This window comes from Egicoccus halophilus, from assembly GCF_004300825.1.
GTDB lineage: Bacteria > Actinomycetota > Nitriliruptoria > Nitriliruptorales > Nitriliruptoraceae > Egicoccus > Egicoccus halophilus.
On record NZ_CP036250.1, the window covers coordinates 3118989 to 3139477 of the forward strand.

18 protein-coding genes are annotated in these 20489 nt (G+C 73.1%); 3 read left to right on the forward strand and 15 right to left on the reverse strand.

What is annotated here, in order from left to right; all coding sequences use genetic code 11:
- Positions 1–6: 6 nt before the first annotated feature.
- From ELR47_RS14105 to recA, 7 genes are all read right to left on the reverse strand, one after another.
- Positions 7–2103, reverse strand: coding sequence for a putative bifunctional diguanylate cyclase/phosphodiesterase (locus ELR47_RS14105; RefSeq protein WP_130650465.1), 2097 nt, complete (start codon positions 2101–2103; stop codon positions 7–9).
- A 179-nt stretch (positions 2104–2282) separates the two neighbouring features.
- A complete protein-coding gene (locus tag ELR47_RS14110) occupies positions 2283–2579 on the reverse strand; it encodes a hypothetical protein (RefSeq protein WP_130650466.1) in 297 nt (98 codons plus the stop codon).
- A gap of 180 nt (positions 2580–2759) precedes the next feature.
- Positions 2760–2927, reverse strand: a complete 168-nt coding sequence (locus ELR47_RS18460; RefSeq protein WP_165404097.1) for a hypothetical protein — start codon at positions 2925–2927, stop codon at positions 2760–2762.
- 91 nt (positions 2928–3018) lie between these two features.
- On the reverse strand, positions 3019–3861 hold the full coding sequence (locus ELR47_RS14115) for a PRC and DUF2382 domain-containing protein (RefSeq protein WP_130650467.1): 843 nt from the start codon (positions 3859–3861) through the stop codon (positions 3019–3021).
- 322 nt (positions 3862–4183) lie between these two features.
- Complete coding sequence (locus ELR47_RS14120) at positions 4184–4882, reverse strand: PRC-barrel domain-containing protein (protein ID WP_130650468.1); 699 nt, start codon at positions 4880–4882, stop codon at positions 4184–4186.
- 272 nt (positions 4883–5154) lie between these two features.
- Positions 5155–6015 (reverse strand): regulatory protein RecX, encoded by an 861-nt coding sequence (locus tag ELR47_RS14125; RefSeq protein WP_130650469.1) that lies wholly within the window; start codon positions 6013–6015, stop codon positions 5155–5157.
- A 5-nt stretch (positions 6016–6020) separates the two neighbouring features.
- A complete protein-coding gene (gene recA / locus ELR47_RS14130; protein WP_165404098.1) occupies positions 6021–7046 on the reverse strand; it encodes a recombinase RecA in 1026 nt (341 codons plus the stop codon).
- Between the two features lie 436 nt (positions 7047–7482).
- Between recA and ELR47_RS14135 the strand changes: the two genes are divergently transcribed.
- The gene (locus tag ELR47_RS14135) at positions 7483–8244 is read left to right on the forward strand and encodes a 3'-5' exonuclease (protein WP_130650471.1); all 762 of its coding nucleotides are present in this window, start codon (positions 7483–7485) and stop codon (positions 8242–8244) included.
- Positions 8245–8256: 12 nt separating this feature from the next.
- Here ELR47_RS14135 and thpR read toward each other — a convergent pair whose 3' ends face one another.
- The 5 genes from thpR to ELR47_RS14160 all read right to left on the reverse strand — a co-directional run bounded on the left by thpR (position 8257) and on the right by ELR47_RS14160 (position 13416).
- Positions 8257–8841: an RNA 2',3'-cyclic phosphodiesterase gene (gene thpR / locus ELR47_RS14140; protein WP_130650472.1), complete on the reverse strand. Its 585-nt coding sequence runs from the start codon at positions 8839–8841 to the stop codon at positions 8257–8259.
- A gap of 10 nt (positions 8842–8851) precedes the next feature.
- Positions 8852–10165: a CinA family nicotinamide mononucleotide deamidase-related protein gene (locus tag ELR47_RS14145; protein ID WP_165404099.1), complete on the reverse strand. Its 1314-nt coding sequence runs from the start codon at positions 10163–10165 to the stop codon at positions 8852–8854.
- Positions 10162–10809: a CDP-diacylglycerol--glycerol-3-phosphate 3-phosphatidyltransferase gene (gene pgsA, locus ELR47_RS14150; protein ID WP_130650474.1), complete on the reverse strand. Its 648-nt coding sequence runs from the start codon at positions 10807–10809 to the stop codon at positions 10162–10164. Before pgsA ends, ELR47_RS14145 begins: the two co-directional genes overlap by 4 nt.
- Complete coding sequence (locus ELR47_RS14155; RefSeq protein ID WP_130650475.1) at positions 10806–12473, reverse strand: MiaB/RimO family radical SAM methylthiotransferase; 1668 nt, start codon at positions 12471–12473, stop codon at positions 10806–10808. Before ELR47_RS14155 ends, pgsA begins: the two co-directional genes overlap by 4 nt.
- 109 nt (positions 12474–12582) lie before the next feature.
- Complete coding sequence (locus tag ELR47_RS14160; RefSeq protein WP_130650476.1) at positions 12583–13416, reverse strand: helix-turn-helix domain-containing protein; 834 nt, start codon at positions 13414–13416, stop codon at positions 12583–12585.
- Positions 13417–13607: 191 nt separating this feature from the next.
- On the opposite strand from ELR47_RS14160, the gene ELR47_RS14165 reads away from it, so the two are divergent.
- A complete protein-coding gene (locus ELR47_RS14165; RefSeq protein ID WP_130650477.1) occupies positions 13608–13907 on the forward strand; it encodes a hypothetical protein in 300 nt (99 codons plus the stop codon).
- A 206-nt stretch (positions 13908–14113) separates the two neighbouring features.
- Here ELR47_RS14165 and ELR47_RS14170 read toward each other — a convergent pair whose 3' ends face one another.
- The 3 genes from ELR47_RS14170 to dapA form a co-directional block, all read right to left on the reverse strand.
- Entirely contained in the window at positions 14114–16750 is a 2637-nt protein-coding gene (locus ELR47_RS14170) for a DNA translocase FtsK (RefSeq protein WP_130650478.1), read from the reverse strand.
- Positions 16751–16892: 142 nt separating this feature from the next.
- Positions 16893–18578 (reverse strand): ribonuclease J, encoded by a 1686-nt coding sequence (locus ELR47_RS14175; protein WP_130650479.1) that lies wholly within the window; start codon positions 18576–18578, stop codon positions 16893–16895.
- Positions 18575–19492, reverse strand: a complete 918-nt coding sequence (dapA, locus tag ELR47_RS14180; protein ID WP_130650480.1) for a 4-hydroxy-tetrahydrodipicolinate synthase — start codon at positions 19490–19492, stop codon at positions 18575–18577. The genes ELR47_RS14175 and dapA overlap by 4 nt, the downstream gene beginning before the upstream one ends.
- Positions 19493–19676: 184 nt before the next feature.
- On the opposite strand from dapA, the gene ELR47_RS14185 reads away from it, so the two are divergent.
- Positions 19677–20474 carry a hypothetical protein gene (locus ELR47_RS14185; RefSeq protein ID WP_130650481.1) on the forward strand — a complete coding sequence of 266 codons (798 nt, stop codon included), beginning with the start codon at positions 19677–19679 and terminating at the stop codon, positions 20472–20474.
- Positions 20475–20489: the final 15 nt, after the last annotated feature.

Here is a 20489-nt window from a genome sequence, read left to right on the forward strand (position 1 = left end):
GCCTGCTCACCATCTCTCGCGCTGGGCGCGCAAGGGTACGGGCTCGCGGGCACCGTCCGTCCGCGGGCCACCGACGTCCCGGGTGTCGTGGCGCACCGGCGGGAGCGCACGGGCGCGGGCCAGCTGCCCCCCGGGCCCGTCACCCACCGCGACGTGCGCGTGCGCACGCAGCCAGTCCGCCACCTGTGCCGCCGGCAGGGGGCGCGCGATGTGGAAGCCCTGCGCCAGGTCGCAGCCGAGTGCCTGCAGGTGCGCCAGGGTGACCGCGTCCTCGACCCCCTCGGCCACGACCCGGACGCCGAGCCGGTGCATCAGCTCGATGGTCGAGGCGACGATGGCGTCGTCACGGACGTCGGCGGCGAGTTCGCGCACGAAGGCGCGGTCGAGCTTGAGCTCGTCGAAGGGCAGGCGGCGCAGGTAGCCCAGGGACGCGAAGCCGGTCCCGTAGTCGTCGATGGACAGCTGCACCCCGAGGCGGTGCAGGCGGTCGACCGCCGCACCGAACGCCACGCCGTCGACCGCGAAGGCGTCCTCGGTGATCTCGAGCACGAGCGCGTCGGGCGGGACGTCCACCAGCGCGAGCGCCTCGACGACGTCGCCGACGAAGCTCGGCTGCTGCGCCGAGACCGGGGAGACGTTGACCGCGACCTGCAGCGCCAGGCCGTCACGACGCCACACCGCCAGCTGCTGCAACGCGAGCCGCAGCACCCAGCGGGTCAGCCGCGGCGCGAGGCCGTAGCGTTCGGCGAGCGGCACGAACTCCCCCGGGGACACCGTCTCGCCGTCGGGGCGGGTCCAACGCGCCAGGGCCTCCAGCGACGCGACCCGACCGGTGCGCAGGTCCAGCTTGGGTTGGTAGGCCAGCGTCAGGGCGTGCTCGCCGTCGGCCTCGCCGTCGAGCGCGCGGCGCAGGTCGGTGAGCAGCGCCAGCCGGCGAGCGGTACGGGTCTCGTGCTCCTCGGCGAACACGCACCAGCGTCCACCGCCACTCGCCTTGGCCTGGTACATCGCGGCGTCGGCCCGTTGGAGCAGCGTCACGGCGTCACGACCGTGCGCCGGGCTGGTGACGACGCCGACGCTGCCGCCGGGCTCGATGGCGATGCCGTGCAGCGAGAACGGTGCGGCCAGGGCGTCGACCAGCGCGGCGGCCGTCCACCGCGGGTCCTGCCCCGCCGGCAGGACCACCGCGAACTCGTCCCCGCCGAGGCGGCCGAGCAGGGCGGTGTCGCCGACGAGGCGGCGCAGACGTGCGGCCACCTCGAGCAGCACCTCGTCACCGACCGGATGCCCCAACGAGTCGTTGACGTCCTTGAAGTCGTCGAGATCGAGCACCAGCAGGCTCAGCGCGGACCGGGCGGCCAACCGACGGTCGAGCTCCTCGCGCAGCCGCTCGCGGTTGCACAGGCCGGTCAGCGCGTCGTGGTGGGAGCGGTGTCGAAGCTCGGCGTGTGCCCGGGCGGCGAGCTGGTCGCGGCGCGTGCGCACGAGCTGGATGCACACCAGGAACGGCACCGTCCACAGGCCCAGGGCGAGCTCGCCGACGCGGTCGCCGGCGGTCAACGCCGCCACCACCATCAGCGCCGCGAGCAGGGCCGCCAGGGCCACGGCGTAGCGCTCCCCGCGACTGCGCCACCAGGGCAGGCTGCGGACCAGGTAGCCGAACACCCCGACCACCAGCGGCACGGTGAACAACCGGACGAGCGGGCCGAACACCGGACCGCCCGAATCGGTGAAGGCGTGGGCGAACACCAGGTCGGTCGCCCCCCACAGCACGAGGCGGACCGCCCCGAGCGCGAGCAGCGCGCCGAACAGCAGCCGCGGGACGCGACGTCCGCACAGCGAGGCCACCACGGGGACGAGGAAGGCCGACGAGACGTAGAACAGCGCCGAGCGCAGGGCGTAGCCGGCACCGGCCAGGCCGGGTGGCAGGGTCGGCGCCAAGGTGGTGACGAGCAGGCAGATGCCCAGCAGCAGGGTCCAGGCCGCCAGCCAGCGTGCCTCGCGGTCGTCGTTGCGGGCGCTGCGCCGGAAGCCGAGGGCCAACTCGAAGGCCGCGCCGGCCAGCAGGAGCTGGACGACGGACAGCCACCTCTCGACGGACACTTCGGCTCCCACATCGGCCGAGTTCTCGTCGGCCGTGGCGCCCGGAACCCGAGCACCACGACGGCAGGTCGCCGGGGGCCGGTCGTCGACGCGCGCCGACCGCGCCCGGCGCGTGTTCGACCGATCCGCGAACTGGCAGGGCGTCGAGCGGGGCGACGGCCGCAGTCCGGCGGGGTGGGTCAGGGGGCGTCGCTGCCGCCCTCGCGGGCGGTGGTCAGCCGCTTGCGGTTCTGGTGGTGCTCCGCGAGCCCCTCGTCGCGGTGCGAACCCCGGCCGGTCGCGACGAAGGCGACGACGAGGATGCCCAGTGCGGACGCGGAGAGCACGTCCCCGGGCACGGTCACGAAGAAGACGACGAGTCCGACCAGCAACGCATGACCGGCCCACGCCCGCTGCTGCGACTGGCCGGTGAAGAGGCCGAGGACCACGGCCAGGACGGGCACGCCGACGATCACCCAGGCCTGCAACACGTCCATTGCGTCTCCTCGTTCCCGGGCGCGCATCCTCGGTCGACGAACACCGACGAAAACCGACGTGTGCCGACGGGCGCGCCGGGCCACCGGCGTCACGAGGCTAGCGAACGGCCGGTCCCCGGCCGCAGTCGGCCGGGGACCCGGGTGCTCGCGACGGAGGTCACCGGCTGCCGGTGTCCGCCGTCAGTCGGGGTCGCGGGGAAGCTGCCCTTCGTTGGGCGGGTCGTCGGGCCCCTCGGACGGCACGGTCTGCTCGCCGCCCTCGGGCGGGAGCGGTGCGGTGTCGTCGATCAGGCCGGGGTCCTCGTCGCGGCGCGCGTCGTCGCCGCCGTCGGCGGGCGCGGTACTCATCGCTGCCTCCTGGAGGGGTCGTGGAACGCCGAAGTGGCGGCCACGGGCCACCGCCCGTGTGCCGCCACCTCGACCGGTGTTCCGTCGTACGTCAGCTGCGACGGTTCGACTCGCGGGAGTCCTCGACCCCGGCGACGTCGATCTCCTCGCGGCGGACGTCGTCCTCGACCTGGTGCTGCTCGGTCTCGACGTCCTTCTCGAGGCGGACGCGCTCCTTCGGAACGGCCTGCTTGTCGACGACCGGCGTCTCCTCGTGGAGCACGACCTCGTGCTCCTCCTCGGAGATGGCCGGGCCGTCCATCGCCTGGTCGGCGTTGGCGTCGGTGATCGGCTCACGCTCGACGTGGACCTCTTCACGCTGGACCGGGACGGTCTTGGTGACGTGTTCGGTCACGACGTGCTTGCGCAGACGCGCGCGGCCGGTCTCACGGCGCTCCTTGTCGACCTGCAGCTCCTCCTCCGACAGCGTCATCGCGTCGTCGGTGGTCGGACCGGAGGTGTCGTGGCCCGCGGTGCCGTGGTCGTTGCGCTCGGTGCCCGTGCCACCGGTGGCGGTACCGGACGGCTGCGTGGTGCCACGCGCCGAGGCGTCGTCGCGAACGGTGTCGTCGTGGCCCGAGTCGTACGACATGCCGTAGTAGCGGTACAGCTCGGCCTCCTCGGAGGGGTCGAGATGCCCGTCGGCGTCGATGCTCGGGGCGTCCTTGATCTTGTCCTTGCTGTGCGGGACCTTCAGGTCGCCGTCGCTGAAGTTCGCGTCCTGGATCGGCACGAAGGACGACTTCGAGCCGAACAGCCCGGTGTTGACGAGGGCGAAGGTCGGTTCGCCGGTCTGGTCGTCGACGAAGATCGTGTCGACACTGCCGATCTTGTCGCCGTCGGGGTCGTAGGCCGTGGCGCCCATGACCTGGTCGAGATCCTGCTTGCCGATCATGCTCACTCCGTTGGGTTGCGGTCGTGCTTGCGATAGGTCCACCGAACCGCATCCGGCGTCACTCGGGGAGCGATCGTTCCCGCCCTGCGCCGGGGTCAGAACGACGACCTGTCCGGTCAGCGGCTGCACGACGGGGACTACCTCCAGTTCGACTGGAGCGAACCCGAAGATCGCGGGAATTCGTGATTGCTTCCGGCAGATCCGGCCTCCGCCGGCCCGGGCGTCTGCCGGGCCCATGGCGGGCACCTCGCGCCCCGAGTCCCGGCACGAACGACGGGAGGGCCTGTCGGCCCTCCCGTCCGGAGCGTGAACGCCGTGGCGATCAGGCGTCGGGTCGCTCGGGGGCCGGTTCGGGGTCCTGCTCGGCACGGGCGGCGCGCGGGTCGTCGGCGTGTTCGACCGGGCGGCCGACCCGTCGCAGACGCACGCGGCTGTTGGGCGTGCCCAGTGGCCCGTCGAACATCGGATCGAAACCCTGTCCGGAGATCAGGTCGGTTCCGGTGGGCAGGTCGGTGTCGACCGGCTGCCCGACAGCACGGCCCTCGTCGAGTTCCTCGACGGCCGTGGCACCAGCACCACCGCCCGCGCCGGCTGCGGCGCCGGCGGTCGCGGCCCCCTCGTACGCGCCGCTGCCGGTCTCGGCCTGCGCGTCGACGCGGCCGCTGTCGGCGTCACCGTGGTCGGTGTCGTCGGTCTCGTCGGTGTCGGCGACGGGGATGCCGTAGTAGCGGTAGAGCTCGACCTCCTGCTCGGGGTCGAGCGTGTCGTCGGCATCGATGGTCGGTGCGTCGTTGACGCGCTCACGCGGATACGCGACGTGCAGCTCGCCGTCCCGGAAGTTCGCGTCGGCGAGCGGGACGAACGACGATTTCGTGCCGAACAAGCCGGTGGTGACCGCCGCGAAGGTCGGTGCCTCGGTCTCCCGGTCGACGAAGACGGTGTCGACGCTGCCGAGCTTGGTTCCGTCGCGGTCGAAGGCCGTCACGCCGATGAGCTGGTAGAGATCCTGTTTGCCGAACATGGCTCCCCCGGGGTCGCGGACCGTTCGTGCCCCGTACCCAACCGCATCCGCCCGCGACCGACGACCGCACCGACCGGTCCCGGCGTCCGGGGTCACCGGGTGGCACGGCCCGGGCCACTGGCCGAGCGGCAGGCGTGGCGAACCCGCACGCCGGCGAAACCGCGACACCCGCACACGCGCGCAGGACCGCCACAGCGGGGCGACGGCAGCGGGCGACGGCGCCCGCGGCACGACGGCGCGCACCGAGGTGAGCCGAGCGCGACGGATGGCGGTCAGTGCCCGGCGGTGCGCTCCGCGTCGCGGGCGGTGAACACCGCTTCGCGTGCCACCTTGCGGGCCAACCCCTCCGGATAGCCGCGACGGACGACGTGGGCGGCCACCCGACGGAACGCGGCCTCGGGCGCCAGCCCGGTGCACCGCTGGGCCTTCTCCTGCGCCAGGGCGTAGGCCGCGGCCTCGGCGTCCTCCTGCTCGGCCGGCGCGAGGGCCGCGTCGAGCAGTGCCTCGTCGAACCCGCGCTGGCGCAGATCCCGCCGGATCCGGGCCGGCGCATGGCCCTTGCGACGTCGTTCCTCCACGAGTGCGCCGACCATCGCCGCGTCGTCGACCAGCCGTTCCCGGCGGGCCTGGGTCAGGGCCAACTCGACCACCGCGTGCGGGGTCTCGCGCTCACGCAGCTTCGTGCGCAGCCGCGACTCGCTCTGCGGTGCCATGGCGGTCGACCGGCGCAGGAACGCGACCGCCTCGGCGACGTCGTCCTCGAGTCGCGGCGCGGACGGATCGGGACGCGCGGCCCGCTCGTCGGCGCGGCGCACCGCCTCGTCGAGGGCGTCGCCGGCGAGCCGGCCCGCCTCGCGCGCACCGGGTGCCGGGCCGCCGCCCGTGACGCTCGACCCCGAGTCGACGAACGTGGCGGCAACCGGCTCGGCGGGCGCAGACGGCGCCGGTTCGGCGAGCGTGGACGGGTCCACGGCGTCGGGCCCGGCGCCATCGGTGCGGCGGGGCGGGTCGGCGGGCGTCGGAGCGTCAGGAGGCGTCAGCGGTACCCGGATCGGGTCGCGTCGCACCCCTCGGGCGGCCAGCCAGGCCTCGGCGTCCTGGAAGGGAACCGGATCGGTCGCGTCGTCGGCCATGGTGGTCAGTCCAGCTCGTCGAGCGTGCCGAGCTCGTCGGCGGCGAGCGGGTTCACCCCGAGCTTGTCCTTGACCTTCTTCTCGATCTCCTGCGCCACGTCGACGTGCTCACGCAGGAACTTGCGCGCGTTCTCCTTGCCCTGCCCGAGCTGCTCACCGTCGTAGGTGTACCAAGCCCCGGCCTTGCGGATGATGCTCTCCTCGACGCCGACGTCGATGAGCGATCCCTCGCGGCTGATGCCCTCGCCGTAGAGGATGTCGAACTCCGCCTGGCGGAACGGCGGCGCGACCTTGTTCTTGACCACCTTCACGCGCACACGGTTGCCCACCGCCTCGGTGCCGTCCTTGAGCGTCTCGATCCGGCGCACGTCGAGACGGACCGAGCTGTAGAACTTCAGCGCGCGTCCACCCGGGGTGGTCTCGGGCGAGCCGAACATCACCCCGATCTTCTCGCGCAACTGGTTGATGAAGACCGCGCAGGTGTTGGACCGGTGCAGCGATCCCGACAGCTTGCGCAGGGCCTGCGACATCAGGCGGGCCTGCAGGCCGACGTGGCTGTCGCCCATCTCGCCCTCGATCTCCGCACGGGGCGTGAGCGCCGCGACCGAGTCGATGACCACGATGTCGACCGCGTTGGAGCGCACCAGCATGTCGGCGATCTCGAGGGCCTGCTCACCGGTGTCGGGCTGGGACACCAGCAACTCGTTGATGTCGACCCCCAGGGCCTTGGCGTACACCGGGTCGAGCGCATGCTCGGCGTCGATGAAGGCCGCGATGCCGCCCGCCTTCTGTGCCTCCGCCACGGCGTGCAGGGCCAGGCTGGTCTTGCCCGAGCTCTCCGGACCGTAGATCTCCACGACGCGCCCCTTGGGCAGCCCGCCGATCCCCAGTGCGAGGTCCAGGGAGAGCGCCCCGGTCGGGATCGCGGCCACCTGCACGGCGGCATCGTCCCCGAGCTTCATCAGCGAGCCCTTGCCGAACTGCTTCTCGATGTTGGCCAGTGCCAGGTCGAGGGCCTTGTCCTTGTCCACGGGTGCCTCCCGGGTCTGCCCGGCATGCGCGGGCGCGATGGTGTCGGTGCGGTACGGGCGAGGTGCCGGGCGTCGTCTGCGTCACGTCGTCTGCATCACGTCTGCGTGACGTCGTCTGCGTCAGGTCGTCGGAAACGGTGTCGCGCCAGGGTCGTCGCTCCAGCGGCCGTCACGGTACGGGCCGGCTGGGACACGACCGAGGACCGCGTCCGCTGCGCTGTGGACGACGACCGTATCCGAACGCGTGTTCGGTCGCCAGCATCCGCGTCGTGCGGTCGCCCCGTGCCGTGCCGTCCGGGGCTGTCCACGGGCGGCCGCGTGTCGGGCGGTGACGCGTCGGACCCGCCGGCTACGGTGGGGAACGACCCCCGGGCCCGCTCGTGACCTCCGGCGTGCGGCCCGCTCGAAGCCCCACTTCCTCCGAAGGCGCCACCGCATGGCCGACGATCCCACCACTCCTGCGCCCGTGCCCGCGACCGGTCGCCGCAGCGGCCGGACCCGGTTCGTGTTCGTCGACACCGAGGCGACGGGCCTCGACCACGAACGTCACGAGCTGACCGAGGTGTCCTGGATCGTGCGCTTCGAGGACGGCCGCGAACTGGAACGGCAGTTCTTCCCCCAGCACACCGTGGACGGCGCCGACGCCGACGCGCTCTCGCTCACGCGCTACCACGACCGCATCGCCCCGCAGGACAAGACACCGGCCGCCGAATGGCTGACGCTGTTCCTCGAGGACGCGCAGGACGCGGTCCTGGTGGGCGCGGTGCCGGACTTCGACGCGCAGCACCTCGACCGCATGTGCCGCAAGCTCGGTCTCACGCCCACCTGGGACCACCATCTGCTCGACGTGGAGACGCTCGCGCTGCCGCTGATCGCCGCCGGACCGGAGGCGCCACGCAGCCTCGCCAAGACCTGCGCGGCGCTGGGCATCCCCCACGACAAGGACCAGGCCCACGGCGCGCTCTACGACGCCCGGCAGACCAAGCTGGTGTTCGACCGGATCTGGGAGGTGCTGGCCGACCTCCGGGCGAACGAGCGTCCCCTGCCCGCGTCGGTGCCACGCGACAGCGGCCGCAACGGCGTCGACGGCGCCCGGGCGGTGGACCCGCAGGTCGCCGACCGGCTCGCCGACGCCACCCCGGCCGACGAGGCCGCGCCCGAGCAGCGTGCGGAGCGCGACGCCCACACCCCCCGCTGAACCGTCCGTCCGTCAGGTGGCGAGCCGCGCGACGTGTTCGACCGCGTACCGGGCCGGGCCGCGCCCCAGGCGCGACGACCAGAGCTCGAGCGCCGTCGCGCGCCACGCGACCGGCTGCGGGACGCCCGCGGTCAGTGCCGCGTCCACGCGCGCGACCAGCGCCTCGTCGACGTCGTGACGCTCGTGGCCCCGACGCCCGCCGGCGCGGGCGAGCGTGACGTGCGGGTGCACCGGCTGCCGCTGCACCGGGAGGTGGGCGTCGGCCAGCGACGACTGCACCAGCCCGCCCAGGCGCGCCACCGCTCCCGGCGGGTCGTCGTCGACCCCCAGCCACAGCACCCGGCGGCCGAAGCGTCCCGCGTCGGCCGAGCGCAGGTCGATCGACGCGGTCCCGGCGGCGACCCGGTCGAGCGCGGCTCGCACCTCGGCGAGCCGGTCGTCGGGCGTCGCGCCGAGGAAGGCCAGCGTCAGGTGCCAGGCCTCGGGCCGGGTCCAGCGCACCGATTCCTGCCCGCCCCCCTCGCGCAGCGGCGCGGTGGCGCGGGTCACCGCCTCGCGCAACGCCGAGGGCACGGGGAGGGCGACGAACAGGCGCACGCCGAGCCGCTCAGCGTTCCTGCAACCGACGTCGCAACAGGTCGAGTCCGGCGCTGCCGAGCCGCTTGATGATCTGCCCGCGGTCGCCGGGGATCTGCCGTCCGTGCACCTCCACGTGCCCGTCGGGGTGAGCCAGGGCCCAGAACGCGGTCCCGACGGGTTGGCCGTTCTGTTCGGTCGGGCCGGCACAGCCGGTGACCCCGATCCCCCAGTCGGCACCGAACCGCTCGCGGGCGAGCTGGGCGATCGCGCGGGTCACGGCCTCGCTGACCGGCCCGTGCTCGTCGAGCAGCTCCCGGTCGACCCCGAGCACGTCGTGCTTGATCTCGGTGTCGTAGACGACCATGCCGCCGACCAGACCGTGCGACGCACCCGGCACGGCGCCCAACCTGGCGGCGATGTCGCCGGCGGTCGCCGACTCCGCGGTCGCGACGGTCTCGCCACGGTCCCCGAGCAGCCGCAGGACCACGTCCTCGAGCTGTTCGTCGTCCAGACCGGCCACGGCACCACCGAGCGCGTCGATGACCTCGTCGAGCAGGGGCTGGGACGCGCCGCGGGCCGCTCCGACGTCGTCCGCGCTGACGGTCAGGCGCACCTGGATCTCGTGGCTGCGCGCCAGGTACGACAACGTCACCCCGTCGCGGTCGCCGGCGATCGGCTCGACGACCTGGGCGACGTCGGACTCGCCCATGCCGATGACGTGCACGACCCGGGTGACGGTGGCGCGTGCGCCGGCCAGCGCCTGCAGCTCCGGCGCGACGTCGCGGTGGAACAGTTGCTGCAGCTCCCACGGCACGCCCGGTAGCGCGTACACCCGGGTGGGCTTGGGGCTCGCGAGGGTGAGTGCGAACCCGGGCGCGGTACCGACCGGCGGGAACGGCCGCGCGCCGCGCGGGATGCCGGCCTGCTTGGCGTTCTGTGGGGGCATGCGCCGCCCCATCGAGGCGAAGCGTTGCAGGATCGCCTCCTCGAGGTCGTCGTGGTGCTCGAGGGCGACGCCGGCCGCTGCCGCGATCGCCGCACGCGTGCGGTCGTCGGAGGTCGGACCGAGCCCACCACCGCAGACGATCACGTGGACCCGCTCGGCCAACCAGGCGAGTACCTCGACGAACTCCTCGGTGTCGTCGCGGACCGCGACGTGGTGCACGACCTCGACGCCCATGTCGCGCAGCTTCGAGGACACCCAGGCGGCGTTGGTGTCGACGAGGTCCCCGAGCAGCAGCTCGCTTCCCACGGACACCACGGCGGCCCGGGCGGGCTCGCCGGCGGGGCGGATCTCGAGGCCGTCGATCGTGCCGGCCGGTCCGCTTGCGTCCTGCTTCACGTCGTCGATTCCTCCCGCCGCCCCCGGGCCAACCGCCCGGCGCGGAACGCGTATTCGATACCGGACCAGATGGTGAGCACGACGGCGACGCCGAGCAACGGGTCGGCCACGTTCGCCGGCACGCCCGGTGACAGGTACGCGGCGACGGCCACCACCTGCGAGACGGTCTTGGCCTTGCCCCAGTGACTGGCCGGCATCACCAGGTCCAACCGGCGCACCAGCCGGACCCGCAACGCGGTGACCGCCACCTCGCGGGCGACGATCACGTTGACGGCCCACCACGGCAGCTCACCGACCAGCGCGAGACTCGCCAGCGACCCGATGATCAGCAGCTTGTCGGCGATCGGGTCGGCCAACTCGCCCCAGCGGGTCACCCCGTGCCACCGTCTCGCGACCCACCCGTCGATCGAGTCGGTGGCCGCGGCGAAGACGAACACGCCGAACGCCCACCAGCGGGCCGTGTCGCCCTCGACCGCCAGCAGCCACAGGATCACCGGGACCAGCAGCGCGCGCAGGAAGGTCAGCAGATTCGGCACGTTGAGCCAGTGCGGCTCGGTCCCGCCCTGCGCGCCCGCCGCGCCTGCCGACCGAGATGCCGGGGCGAGATTCGGCTCGCCGTCGCGCGGCGGAGGCGGCTCGGTCACGCGCGGGCCTCGACCAGGCGCGCGACCAGGTCGACACCGACCGTGTCGATCACCTGCACCCGTGCCCGGGCACCGACGGCGAGGTCGGCCGCGCGACCCTGGTCGTCCACCACCTCGATCTCCCCGTCCGTGTCCGGTGCCTCACGATAGGAACGTGCGAGCGTCGCGGCGATCTCCTCGTCACCGTCCTCGGGGCGTTCCTGCACGATCACGTCCAGTTCGCGGCCGACGAATCGACGGCTGGCCTCGTCGGCGAGACGCTCCTGCAACTCCCCGACCCGCGCCAGTCGGTGTTCGGCCACCTCGGCCGGCACCTGGGCGTCGAAGTCGGCCGACGGGGTGCCGTCCTCGACGCTGAACGGGAACAGCCCGACCCAGTCGAGCACGTGCTCGGCCAGGAACGTCTCGAGAGCCGCGACGTCCGCCTCGGTCTCGCCGGGGAACCCGAGGATGAAGTTCGACCGGAAGACGGCCTGCGGATCGAGGCCGCGGATCCGCTCGATCAACGCCCCGAACCGCTCCGGGTCGCCGGAGCGGGCCATCGCCTGGACCACCGGGCCCGAGACGTGCTGCAACGACAGGTCGAAGTAGGACGCGACCTTGGGCAGCTCCGCCATGGTTTCGAGCAGGGGCAGGGTCAGCTCCGCCGGCTGCAGGTACATCAACCGCAGGCGCTCGAGGTCGTCGATGGCCGACAGCTCCCGCAGCAGGGTCGCCTGCAGCCTGCGCCCGCCGGGCAGGTCCTTGCCCCACGAGGTCGTGTTCTCGCTGACCAGCACGAGTTCGCGCGCCCCGCCCTCGACCAGCCAGGCGGCCTCGGCGAGCACCTCGTCGAGCGGGCGGCTGCGGAACCGGCCGCGGAACGACGGGATGGCGCAGAAGGTGCAGATGCGGTCGCACCCCGAGGCGATCTTCAGGTAGGCCCACGGCCGCGGGACCCCGCCGGTCTGCGGCAGGCGCACGGGGAACCGGGGTCCCGAGTCGGGCACCCGGTCGAGCAGGTCCTGTGCGGTGCCGGGCGCGAGCGCCGTCCGCGGCGCCTCGGGCGGCAGCTCGAGCGCACGCAGTCCGAGGGCGAGCTCGTCGAGATCCGCGGCGGTCGAGGGCACCGACGGTTCGGACCGCGCGCGCTCCGGGGTCGTGACCGGTGCGGTCACCGGTGCGCTCGGTGGGTGTGCGGTGGGCGACGCGCCGACGGGAGCGACCATCAGCGGCAGGTCGCGTCGCACGGGCCGGGCCCCGGGGTGGGAGTCGCCGACACCGACGACCCGGTCGATCTGCCGTCCGGCCAGCACGTCCCCGACGACCGACGGCAACGTGGCGTAGCCGTCGAACCCGACGATTGCGTCGGCCTCGGGGATGGCCTCGGCGAGCTCGTGCGGGTAGCGCTGGGCCATGCATCCGACGACCAGCACCGCGCGGGCGCTGCCCTCGTCCTTGAGCTGGCACGCCTCGAGGACCGTGTCGATCGACTCCTGCTTGGCCGGGGCGATGAAGGTGCAGGTGTTGACCAGGACCACGTCGGCGTCGAGCGGATCATCGACGACCGCGTTGCCCTCGCGGTGGAACAACCCGGCGAGCTGCTCGGAGTCGACCTCGTTGCGGCCGCAGCCGAGGGTGACCACGGCGACGCGGTAGGTGTCGGTGGATGCGGATGCTGACAAGACAGGGACCTCGGCAGGACGGTGGAGCGCGAAGGAACCGGGGCGACGGGCGGCACGCGGGCGCCGTGGTGGCCGATGCGGTGGTGGTGGCCGGTGGGCGCGCCGGCGTTCAGTCCGTCGCGACACCGTCGGCAGTGAACACCACCTCGACCACCTGCCCACGCGCACCGAGCGAGTCGACCTCCTCGCCGTTGACCTGGGCCCGGATGCCGCCGGCGTTGCCGAGCCGGACACGGATCTCGTCCTCACCCTCGAAGTCGCGGGTCACGCCGGCCTCGACCGTCTGCTCGAGCACCACCGAACCGTCGATGGTCACCCGCATCCACGAGCTCTCCTCGAGGGCGAGCAGGACCTCGACGCCCTCGACGACCGGCTCGGCCTCCTCCTCGGTGTCCGACGCCGACGCGGCGCCGCCGTCGCCGTCGCCATCGGCGTTGGCTGCCCCGGTGTCCGGTTCCGGCGCGTCCTCGGCCGCCGGCTGCTCGGAGGGCACGGGCGCCGGCGGCGGGGAGATCGGCACCTGTCCGGCCGGTTGCGGAGCGCGGCCCGATCCGAGCGTGCTCAGGAAGGCGAAGGCGGCGAGCACCACCACGGCGACCAGGACCCACGCGACCCAGGGCGGCGGCCCGGAACCCGACGACGGACCACCCACCGCGCTCGAACCGACGACCCCGCTCGCCACCGCGGGCTCACCGTCCTGGCGGCGGTACTCGTCGAGCAACGGCTGCGGATCGAGTCCGAGCTCGGTGGCGTAGTTGCGCAGGAAGCCCTTGGCGTAGATCGCCCCGCCGAAGACCTCGAAGTGCTCGTCCTCCAGCGCGCGCAGGTAGTCGCTGCGGGTCCGTAGTCGCTCGGCGAGATCGGAGACGGAGCGTCCCTGCTCCTGCCGTGCGGCGCGCAGTGTCTCGCCGATACCCGTACCCACGCCCGGCCGGCCTCCCATCCACGACGTCCTCGGGAGCCTGCTGCTCCGGTGAACGACGCGAGCCTAGGACCACCCCCCGGTCGTCGCACGAGCCGTCCCCGGGCGTCCGGCCGCCGCAGGTCGGGGCAGGTCGTGCGGGGCCCGCCCCGGCGGCCCCGGGGCGCACACCGGATGCCGTGATCGCGCGCTCACGTGGCTACGATGCGCGCATGAAGACCTCCAAGCTGCTGCGTTCGTCGGCCGCCGCCCTGGCGGCCGTGTTCCTCGTCGCTGGCCCGGTGTCGGCCGCCGAGGACCCCGCCACGACGGAGACCGCCGAGGAGGCTCCTGTCGGCGACCACGGGGCGGGTACCTCGGATCGCTACCAGATCGCGGAGACGCCCCGTCAGCAGGTCGGTCTGCTGCTCTACGGCGCGCTGGGCGTGGGCGCCTACCTGGCGTTCACCAACGCCCGCCGCCAGTACAAGGGCGAGCGCTCCCAGGCCACCGGCGAGTTTCGTTGGCGCTGACGAGCGGCACCCTGACTCGGCGCTGACGAGCGGCACCCTGACTCGGCGCTGACGAGCGGCACCCTGACTCGGCGCTGACGAGCGGCACCCTGACTCGGCGCTGACGAGCGGCACCCTGACTCGGCGCTGACGAGCCGCACCCTGGCGCCCCACCCGGCGTCCGCCCCGGATTCCGCCGTCCCCGGGGCCCGGCGCGGACCGAGGGCCTACATGTGGCCGGCGGCGCGGGCCTCGTCGAGCTGTTCGGGGGTCCACAGCACGTCGCGGGCCTTGGAACCCTCGCTGGGTCCGACCACCCCGAGCTCCTCGAGCTCGTCCATGAGCCGCCCGGCGCGCGCGAACCCGATGCGCAGCTTGCGCTGGAGCATCGAGGTGGACCCGAGCCCGGACACCACGACCTGTTCGGCCGCCCGGCGCAGCAGGGCCTCGTCGGAGTCGTCGTCGCCGGAGCGGGCGGAGTCGACCCGCTCGGCGTCGTCGCCGGTCTTGACGACCGTCTCCTCGAACTCGGCCTCGCGCTGCTGCTTGCAGAACGTGACCGCGGCGAGGACCTCGCGCTCGGTGACCCAGCAGCCCTGGAGCCGGGACGGCTTGCCCTGGCTGGCGGGCAGGAACAGCATGTCGCCCTTGCCGACCAGCTTCTCCGCCCCACCCATGTCGAGGATGGTGCGCGAGTCGGTCTGCGAGGCGACCGCCAGCGCGAGCCGCGACGGGATGTTGGCCTTGATCAGGCCGGTGATGACGTCGACCGACGGCCGCTGCGTGGCGATGACCATGTGGATGCCGACGGCGCGGGCCATCTGGGCGATGCGACAGATCGCGTCCTCGACGTCGCGCGGGGCGACCAGCATGAGGTCGGCGAGCTCGTCGATGACCAGCAGGATGTAGGGCAGCTCCTCGGGCTCGATCTGCGTGGGCACCCCGTCCTCGCCCAACGGCCCCTCACGCAGCGGCACCTCGCCGGCGCGGACGGCGTCGTTGTAGCCGTCGATGTTGCGGAAGCCGAGCAGCGCCAGCAGCTCGTAGCGTTGCTCCATCTCCTTGACGCACCACTGCACGGCGTCGGCGGCCCGGCGGGGGTCGGTGACGACCGGGGAGAGCAGGTGCGGGGTGCCCTCGTAGCCGTTGAGCTCGACGCGCTTGGGGTCGATGAGGATCATCCGCACCTGGTCGGGGCGGGCGCGCATGATGATGGAGGTGATCATGCCGTTGAGGGTCACCGACTTGCCGGAGCCGGTGGCGCCCGAGACCAGCAGGTGCGGCATGGTGGCGAGGTTGACCAGCGCCGGGTTGCCGGCGATGTCCACGCCCATGGCGACGGTGAGCGGGTGCGGGTCGCGCTGCGCCTCGTCGGAGCGCAGGATGTCGCCGAGCGTGATGAGGTCGCGCTGGCGGTTGGGGACCTCGACGCCGATGGCGGACTTGCCGGGGATCGGCGCGACGATGCGCACGTCGGGGGCGGCCAGCGCATAGGCGATGTCGTCGCCCATGTTGGCGACCTTCTTGACCTGCACGCCGGGGCCGAGCTCGATCTCGAACCGGGTGACGGTCGGGCCCCGTGACCAGCGGGCGACGGTGGCGTCGATCCCGAACTGGTCGAAGGTCTCCTGCAGCGCGGCGGTCTGCGCCTCGATGGTGCGGGTGGACTCCTTGCCCAGCTTCTTGCCGGCGGCGAGCAGGTCCATGCTGGGAAGCTGGTAGTCGTCCCACGACTGCACGGGCGACACCGGGCTGGCCTTGAGCGTCGCCGGGTCGACGGGCACCCGGGCGCGCTCGACCGGCGGATCGGGGGCCCGGCCGGCGAGGCGGTCGGCGGCCGTCGAGCCGTCCCCGTCGTCGGTGTCGGCGTGGCGAGCGCCGCCGCGATCCTCGTCGAGCTCCGGCTGCTCGAAGGCCTTGTTCGCCAGGGTCGCCCGGACCGGTGTGGCCGGGATGGCCTCGGTCGGCTCGTCGGCCTGCGGGTCCGCGTCGCCGGGTTCGGTCGTCCGCCGGCGACTGCCGCTGCGGCGCTTGGCGGCCGGCGTCGCGTCGTCCACGGCGTCGGCGTCGGATCGGCGGCGTCGGGCGGGTCGGGAGGCGATCTGCTGGGTCGCGTCGTCGTCCTCGTCCTCGTTCTCGCCGACGTCGTCCGCGTCGGCGGGCTCGCGGACGAACAGGCCCTTGATCGCCTCGACGACGGCCGAGAACGGGGTCTTGGTGACCACGAGCAGCCCGAGGGCGATCAGGGCGACGACGACGGCCGCCGCCCCCCACACCGACAGGGCGGCCGTCAGCGGCCGTCCGACCGCCCACCCGAGCAGGCCGCCGGCGAGCCACAGGCCCCGGATGCCCTCGGAGGGCTCGGGACCACCGGCGATCAGGTGCAGGCCACCGAGCACACCGACGCCGAGGACGAGCGAGCCGACCCCGATGCGCCCGATCTCCGGACTCGGGCGGCCCAGCAGCACGAGCATCCCGAACCAGGCCAGCAGGACCGGTACGGCGTACCCGAGCAGGCCGAGCAGGCCGAGCGAGACGGCTTCCAGGAAGTTGCCGACCGGACCGGCGACGTCGGCGTAGGTCCCCATGCCGGTCAGCACGCCGAGCAGGATCAGCAGGATGCCGACGGCGTCCTGCTTCTGGGCCGCCAGATGCCCGCCCAGGGCGCTGCCGGCCTTGCTGGCCGGCCCCTGACGGCGGGTGCTGCCGCCCTTGCTGCTGCTCCCCCTGCCGCTCCCCCCACCGGCGCTGCGGCTCGAGCCACCACGGGACGAGCCGCTGCGCGACGAACTGCCACGCGACGGCCGTCGCGCGGCAGGCTTGCCCCGCGACTTCTTCGGCGGATTCTTCGTGGTGGACGCCACTCGGGTTCCCAGCTCCTCACGTGCTCGTGCCCGTGTCGGGCCGGTCCGGCACACGCCGGGCGAGCGCACCGAGGATAACGGGCGCACACAAGCATGGAACTACACGTTCGGCAGGGCCACGTGGGGGCAGGCGGACGCGGGCTCAGGCCTCGCGCACGACCGGCAGGATGAACGGGCGGCGGCCCGTCTCGGACCGCCAGAACGTCCCCAGTGCCTGCACGACGTGACGCTGCACCACCTGCGGGTCCTGGAACTTCACGCGGGTGAGGCTGGCGAGTTCCCGGTCGACCGCCTGCTTGGCCTGCTCGAGGATGTCCTCCTCCGTGCCGTGGAACACCACACCCTTCTGCGTGACCACGACGTCGCCGACGACGCCGCCGTCGTGGGTGTCGACCGCGACCACGCAGACGCAGATCCCGTCCTCACCGATCCGGCGCCGGTCGCGCAGCAGCGCCGGGCCGACGTCGTCGAGCAGACCGTCGATGTAGACATGGCTGGTGGTCACCGGCTCGCCGCGCGTCACGACGCCGTCCTCGAGCACGACCGTGTCGCCGTCCTCGCAGATCAGCACGTGCTCGGGCAACGCTCCGGTCTGCTCGGCGATCTCGCCGTGCGCCCGCAGGTGCCGGTGCTCGCCGTGGACGGGCACGAAGTACTCCGGCTCGACCACGTTGTGGAACAGCAGCAGCTCCTCGCGCGAGGCGTGACCGGAGACGTGCACCGGTGCGACGCCCTTGTGCACGACCTTGCAGCCGCGACGCGAGAGGTTGTTGATGGAGCGGTAGACGGCCTGCTCGTTGCCGGGGATGAGGCTGCTGGCCAGGATCACCAGGTCGCCCTCGCCCACCTCGAGGTGCTTGTGGTCACCGGCGCCCATCAGCGACAGCGCGCTGAACGGCTCCCCCTGCGACCCGGTGGAGATGACGATCAGCTGACGACGGTCGTAGCGGTCGACCTCGTGGAGCTCGACGACCGAGTCGTGGTCGAAGTCGAGGTACTCGAGCTCCTGCGCGATGCCCATGTTGCGGACCATCGAGCGTCCGACGAACACCGGTCGACGACCCACTTCGGCGGCGGCGTCGAGCACCTGCTGGATGCGGTGCACGTGCGAGGCGAACGACGCGACCACGATCAGCCCGTCCTTCTGCGCCGCGATGTGCTCCTTGACGTTGCGACCGACGGTGCGCTCGGTCGCGACGTGCCCGGGCACGTCGGCACCGGTCGAGTCGGCGAGCAGCAGGTCGACACCCTCGTCACCGAGGCGGGCGAAGTGGGCGATGTCGGTGGGGCGGTTGTCGATCGGGGTCTGGTCGAGCTTGAAGTCGCCGGTGTGGACGATGAGCCCGTGCGGGGTCCGGAACGCGTAGGCGACCCCGTCGGGGATCGAGTGGCTGACCTGGACCGCTTCGACGGTGAACGGGCCCTGTTCGATGGTCTCCGCCGGTTCGATCACCTCCAGGCGCGGCTCGGGCAGGTCCGGCCACTCCTCGAGGATCGCTTCGACGAACGCGATCGTCAGCTGCGTGCCGTAGACGGGCACGCCCTCGCGGTCGAGGTCGCGCAGCAGGTAGGGCAACGCCCCGATGTGGTCGAGGTGGCCGTGCGTGAGGAAGACCGCCTCGACGTCGTCGGCACGGTCCTTGACGCTGGACCAGTCGGGCAGGATCAGGTCCACCCCGAGGTGCTCGGCGTCGGGGAACAGCACGCCGACGTCGACGACCGCGAGCCGGCCGTCGACCTCGATGGTGGCCATGTTGCGGCCGATCTCGCCCAACCCGCCGAGAAAGCTGACGGTGACGGGAGGGGAGTCGGTGTCGTTGCCGGTCATCGCAGAGCCTCGATCGCTTCGTGGGCGCCGAGCACGGCCTTGACGGTCTCCTCGGACGCCTCCGCCAGCGGACCACGTACGGGGCCGGCGGGAAGTCCGAGCGCGTTGAGGGCGGCCTTGAGCGGCGCGGGGGACGGTTCGGTGAACAGTGCCCGGTGCAGGGGCAGACAGCGCAGGTGCAACTCGAGCGCACGGGCCGGGTCGGACGGGAACACCCGCACCATCTCGGCCAGCTCCGGACCGACGAGGTGGGCGCTCACCGAGACCAGCCCGCGGCCGCCGACGGCCAGGATCGGCAGGTTCATCTCGTCCGAGCCGCTCCACAGGTCGAACCCGCCGGGCGCGCCCCGGGTCGCGAGCCTGACGTCGGCGGCCCGGCCGAGGTCACCGGTGGCGTCCTTGACGCCGACGATGTTCTCCACGCCCGACAGTTCGGTCGTGGTGGCCAGCTCCAGCGTCGTCACCGTGCGCGCGGGGACGTCGTAGAGCAGCACCGGCAGCTCGGTGGCCTCGGCGACGGCGCGGAAGTGCGCCACCAGTCCGTGTTGCTGGGGCTTGTTGTAGTACGGGGTGACGGCGAGGACCGCGTCGGCGCCCGCGTCGGCGGCCCGGGCGGTCGCCGCGACGCTCTTGGCCGTGTCGTTCGACCCCGTGCCGATCATCACGGTGGCGTCGCCGCCGACCGCCTCGCGGACCGCGGCCAACAGCTCCCAGGGCGCCTCGCCGTGCAGGGTCGGCGACTCACCGGTGGTCCCGTTGACCAGCACGGTGTCGGTGCCATGGTCGGCGAGGTGCCGCGCCAGTCGCTGCGCGCCGTCGAGGTCGAGCTCGCCGCCGTCCGTGAACGGCGTGACCATCGCGGTCACCACCGCGCCGATGGCCATGGCCGGTGTGCCCTCCTCGGAGGTGCTCATCGTCTGCCTCGTGTCGTCGGATCCGCTGCGGGCGCGCGCGGCCCGGGCGACGGCCGCCGACGGCCTATCCTAACCGTCCGTGCCCGACCGCTCCCCGCGCAGGACCCGGTCGGCGAGCCACCCGGCACGAGGAGTCCGCCGTGCGTTCCGCCGAGTGTTCCCACCCGCACGTGGACCTGCGGCTGTGACGGCCGGCGCGCTCCTGGCGGCCCCGTCGCTGCCGCCGGTGCCGTGGACGCCGTGGGTGGCCCACGCCGGGCCGGGCTCGACCTGGCAGGCGTTGCTCACCGCGATCAGCCTCGGCCTGGTGGTGGTGGCCGTGCTGGCGGTACTCGGCCGTCTGCGGGTCCGCAGCCCCGACGACCTGGTGCTGCCGTTGGCAGCGGTGGCGGTGCTCTCGTCGTTGGCGCCGTTGGCCGACTACTGGCTCTCGGACTGGATCGGGTGGGCCTTCCCCATCGGCGTGACGGTGCTCGTCGGGCTGGTGACGGCGGCGTTGACGCCACTCGAGCTCGATGCCCGTTCGCCACTGACCTGGGCCGTCGTCGCGGTGGCCGCGGTCGGCGCGGTCGTGCTGTACCGGCCGCTCACGGTCGCCTGGCACCCGCCGCCGGACTACCTGCCGCTGGCGTCCGACGCCGAGGTCGAGATCCTCGTGCCCCAGGACGGCGCGGTGATCGAGGCCGGCACGCTCCAGGTCGCGGTCTCGGTCGCCGGGGGCAGCATCGGCCCGGGCAACGCCGCCCTCGAGGACCTGCCGCCGGACGCCGAGGAGGCCGGTGGGCTCACCGTCACGCTCAACGGCGAGCGCGTGGTGGTCGACTACCTCGAGGACTGCACGGTCGTGGCGCCCTGCGGCAGCGTGACCTTCCCGATCGAACTCGAGGCCGGCTCGCACACCCTGCACGTCGAGTTCACCCGCGGCGACGGGGTGCCCCTGGCGCCGATGGTCACCGACCGTGCCGAGTTCGAGGTCCGCTGACCACGGCGACCCGGC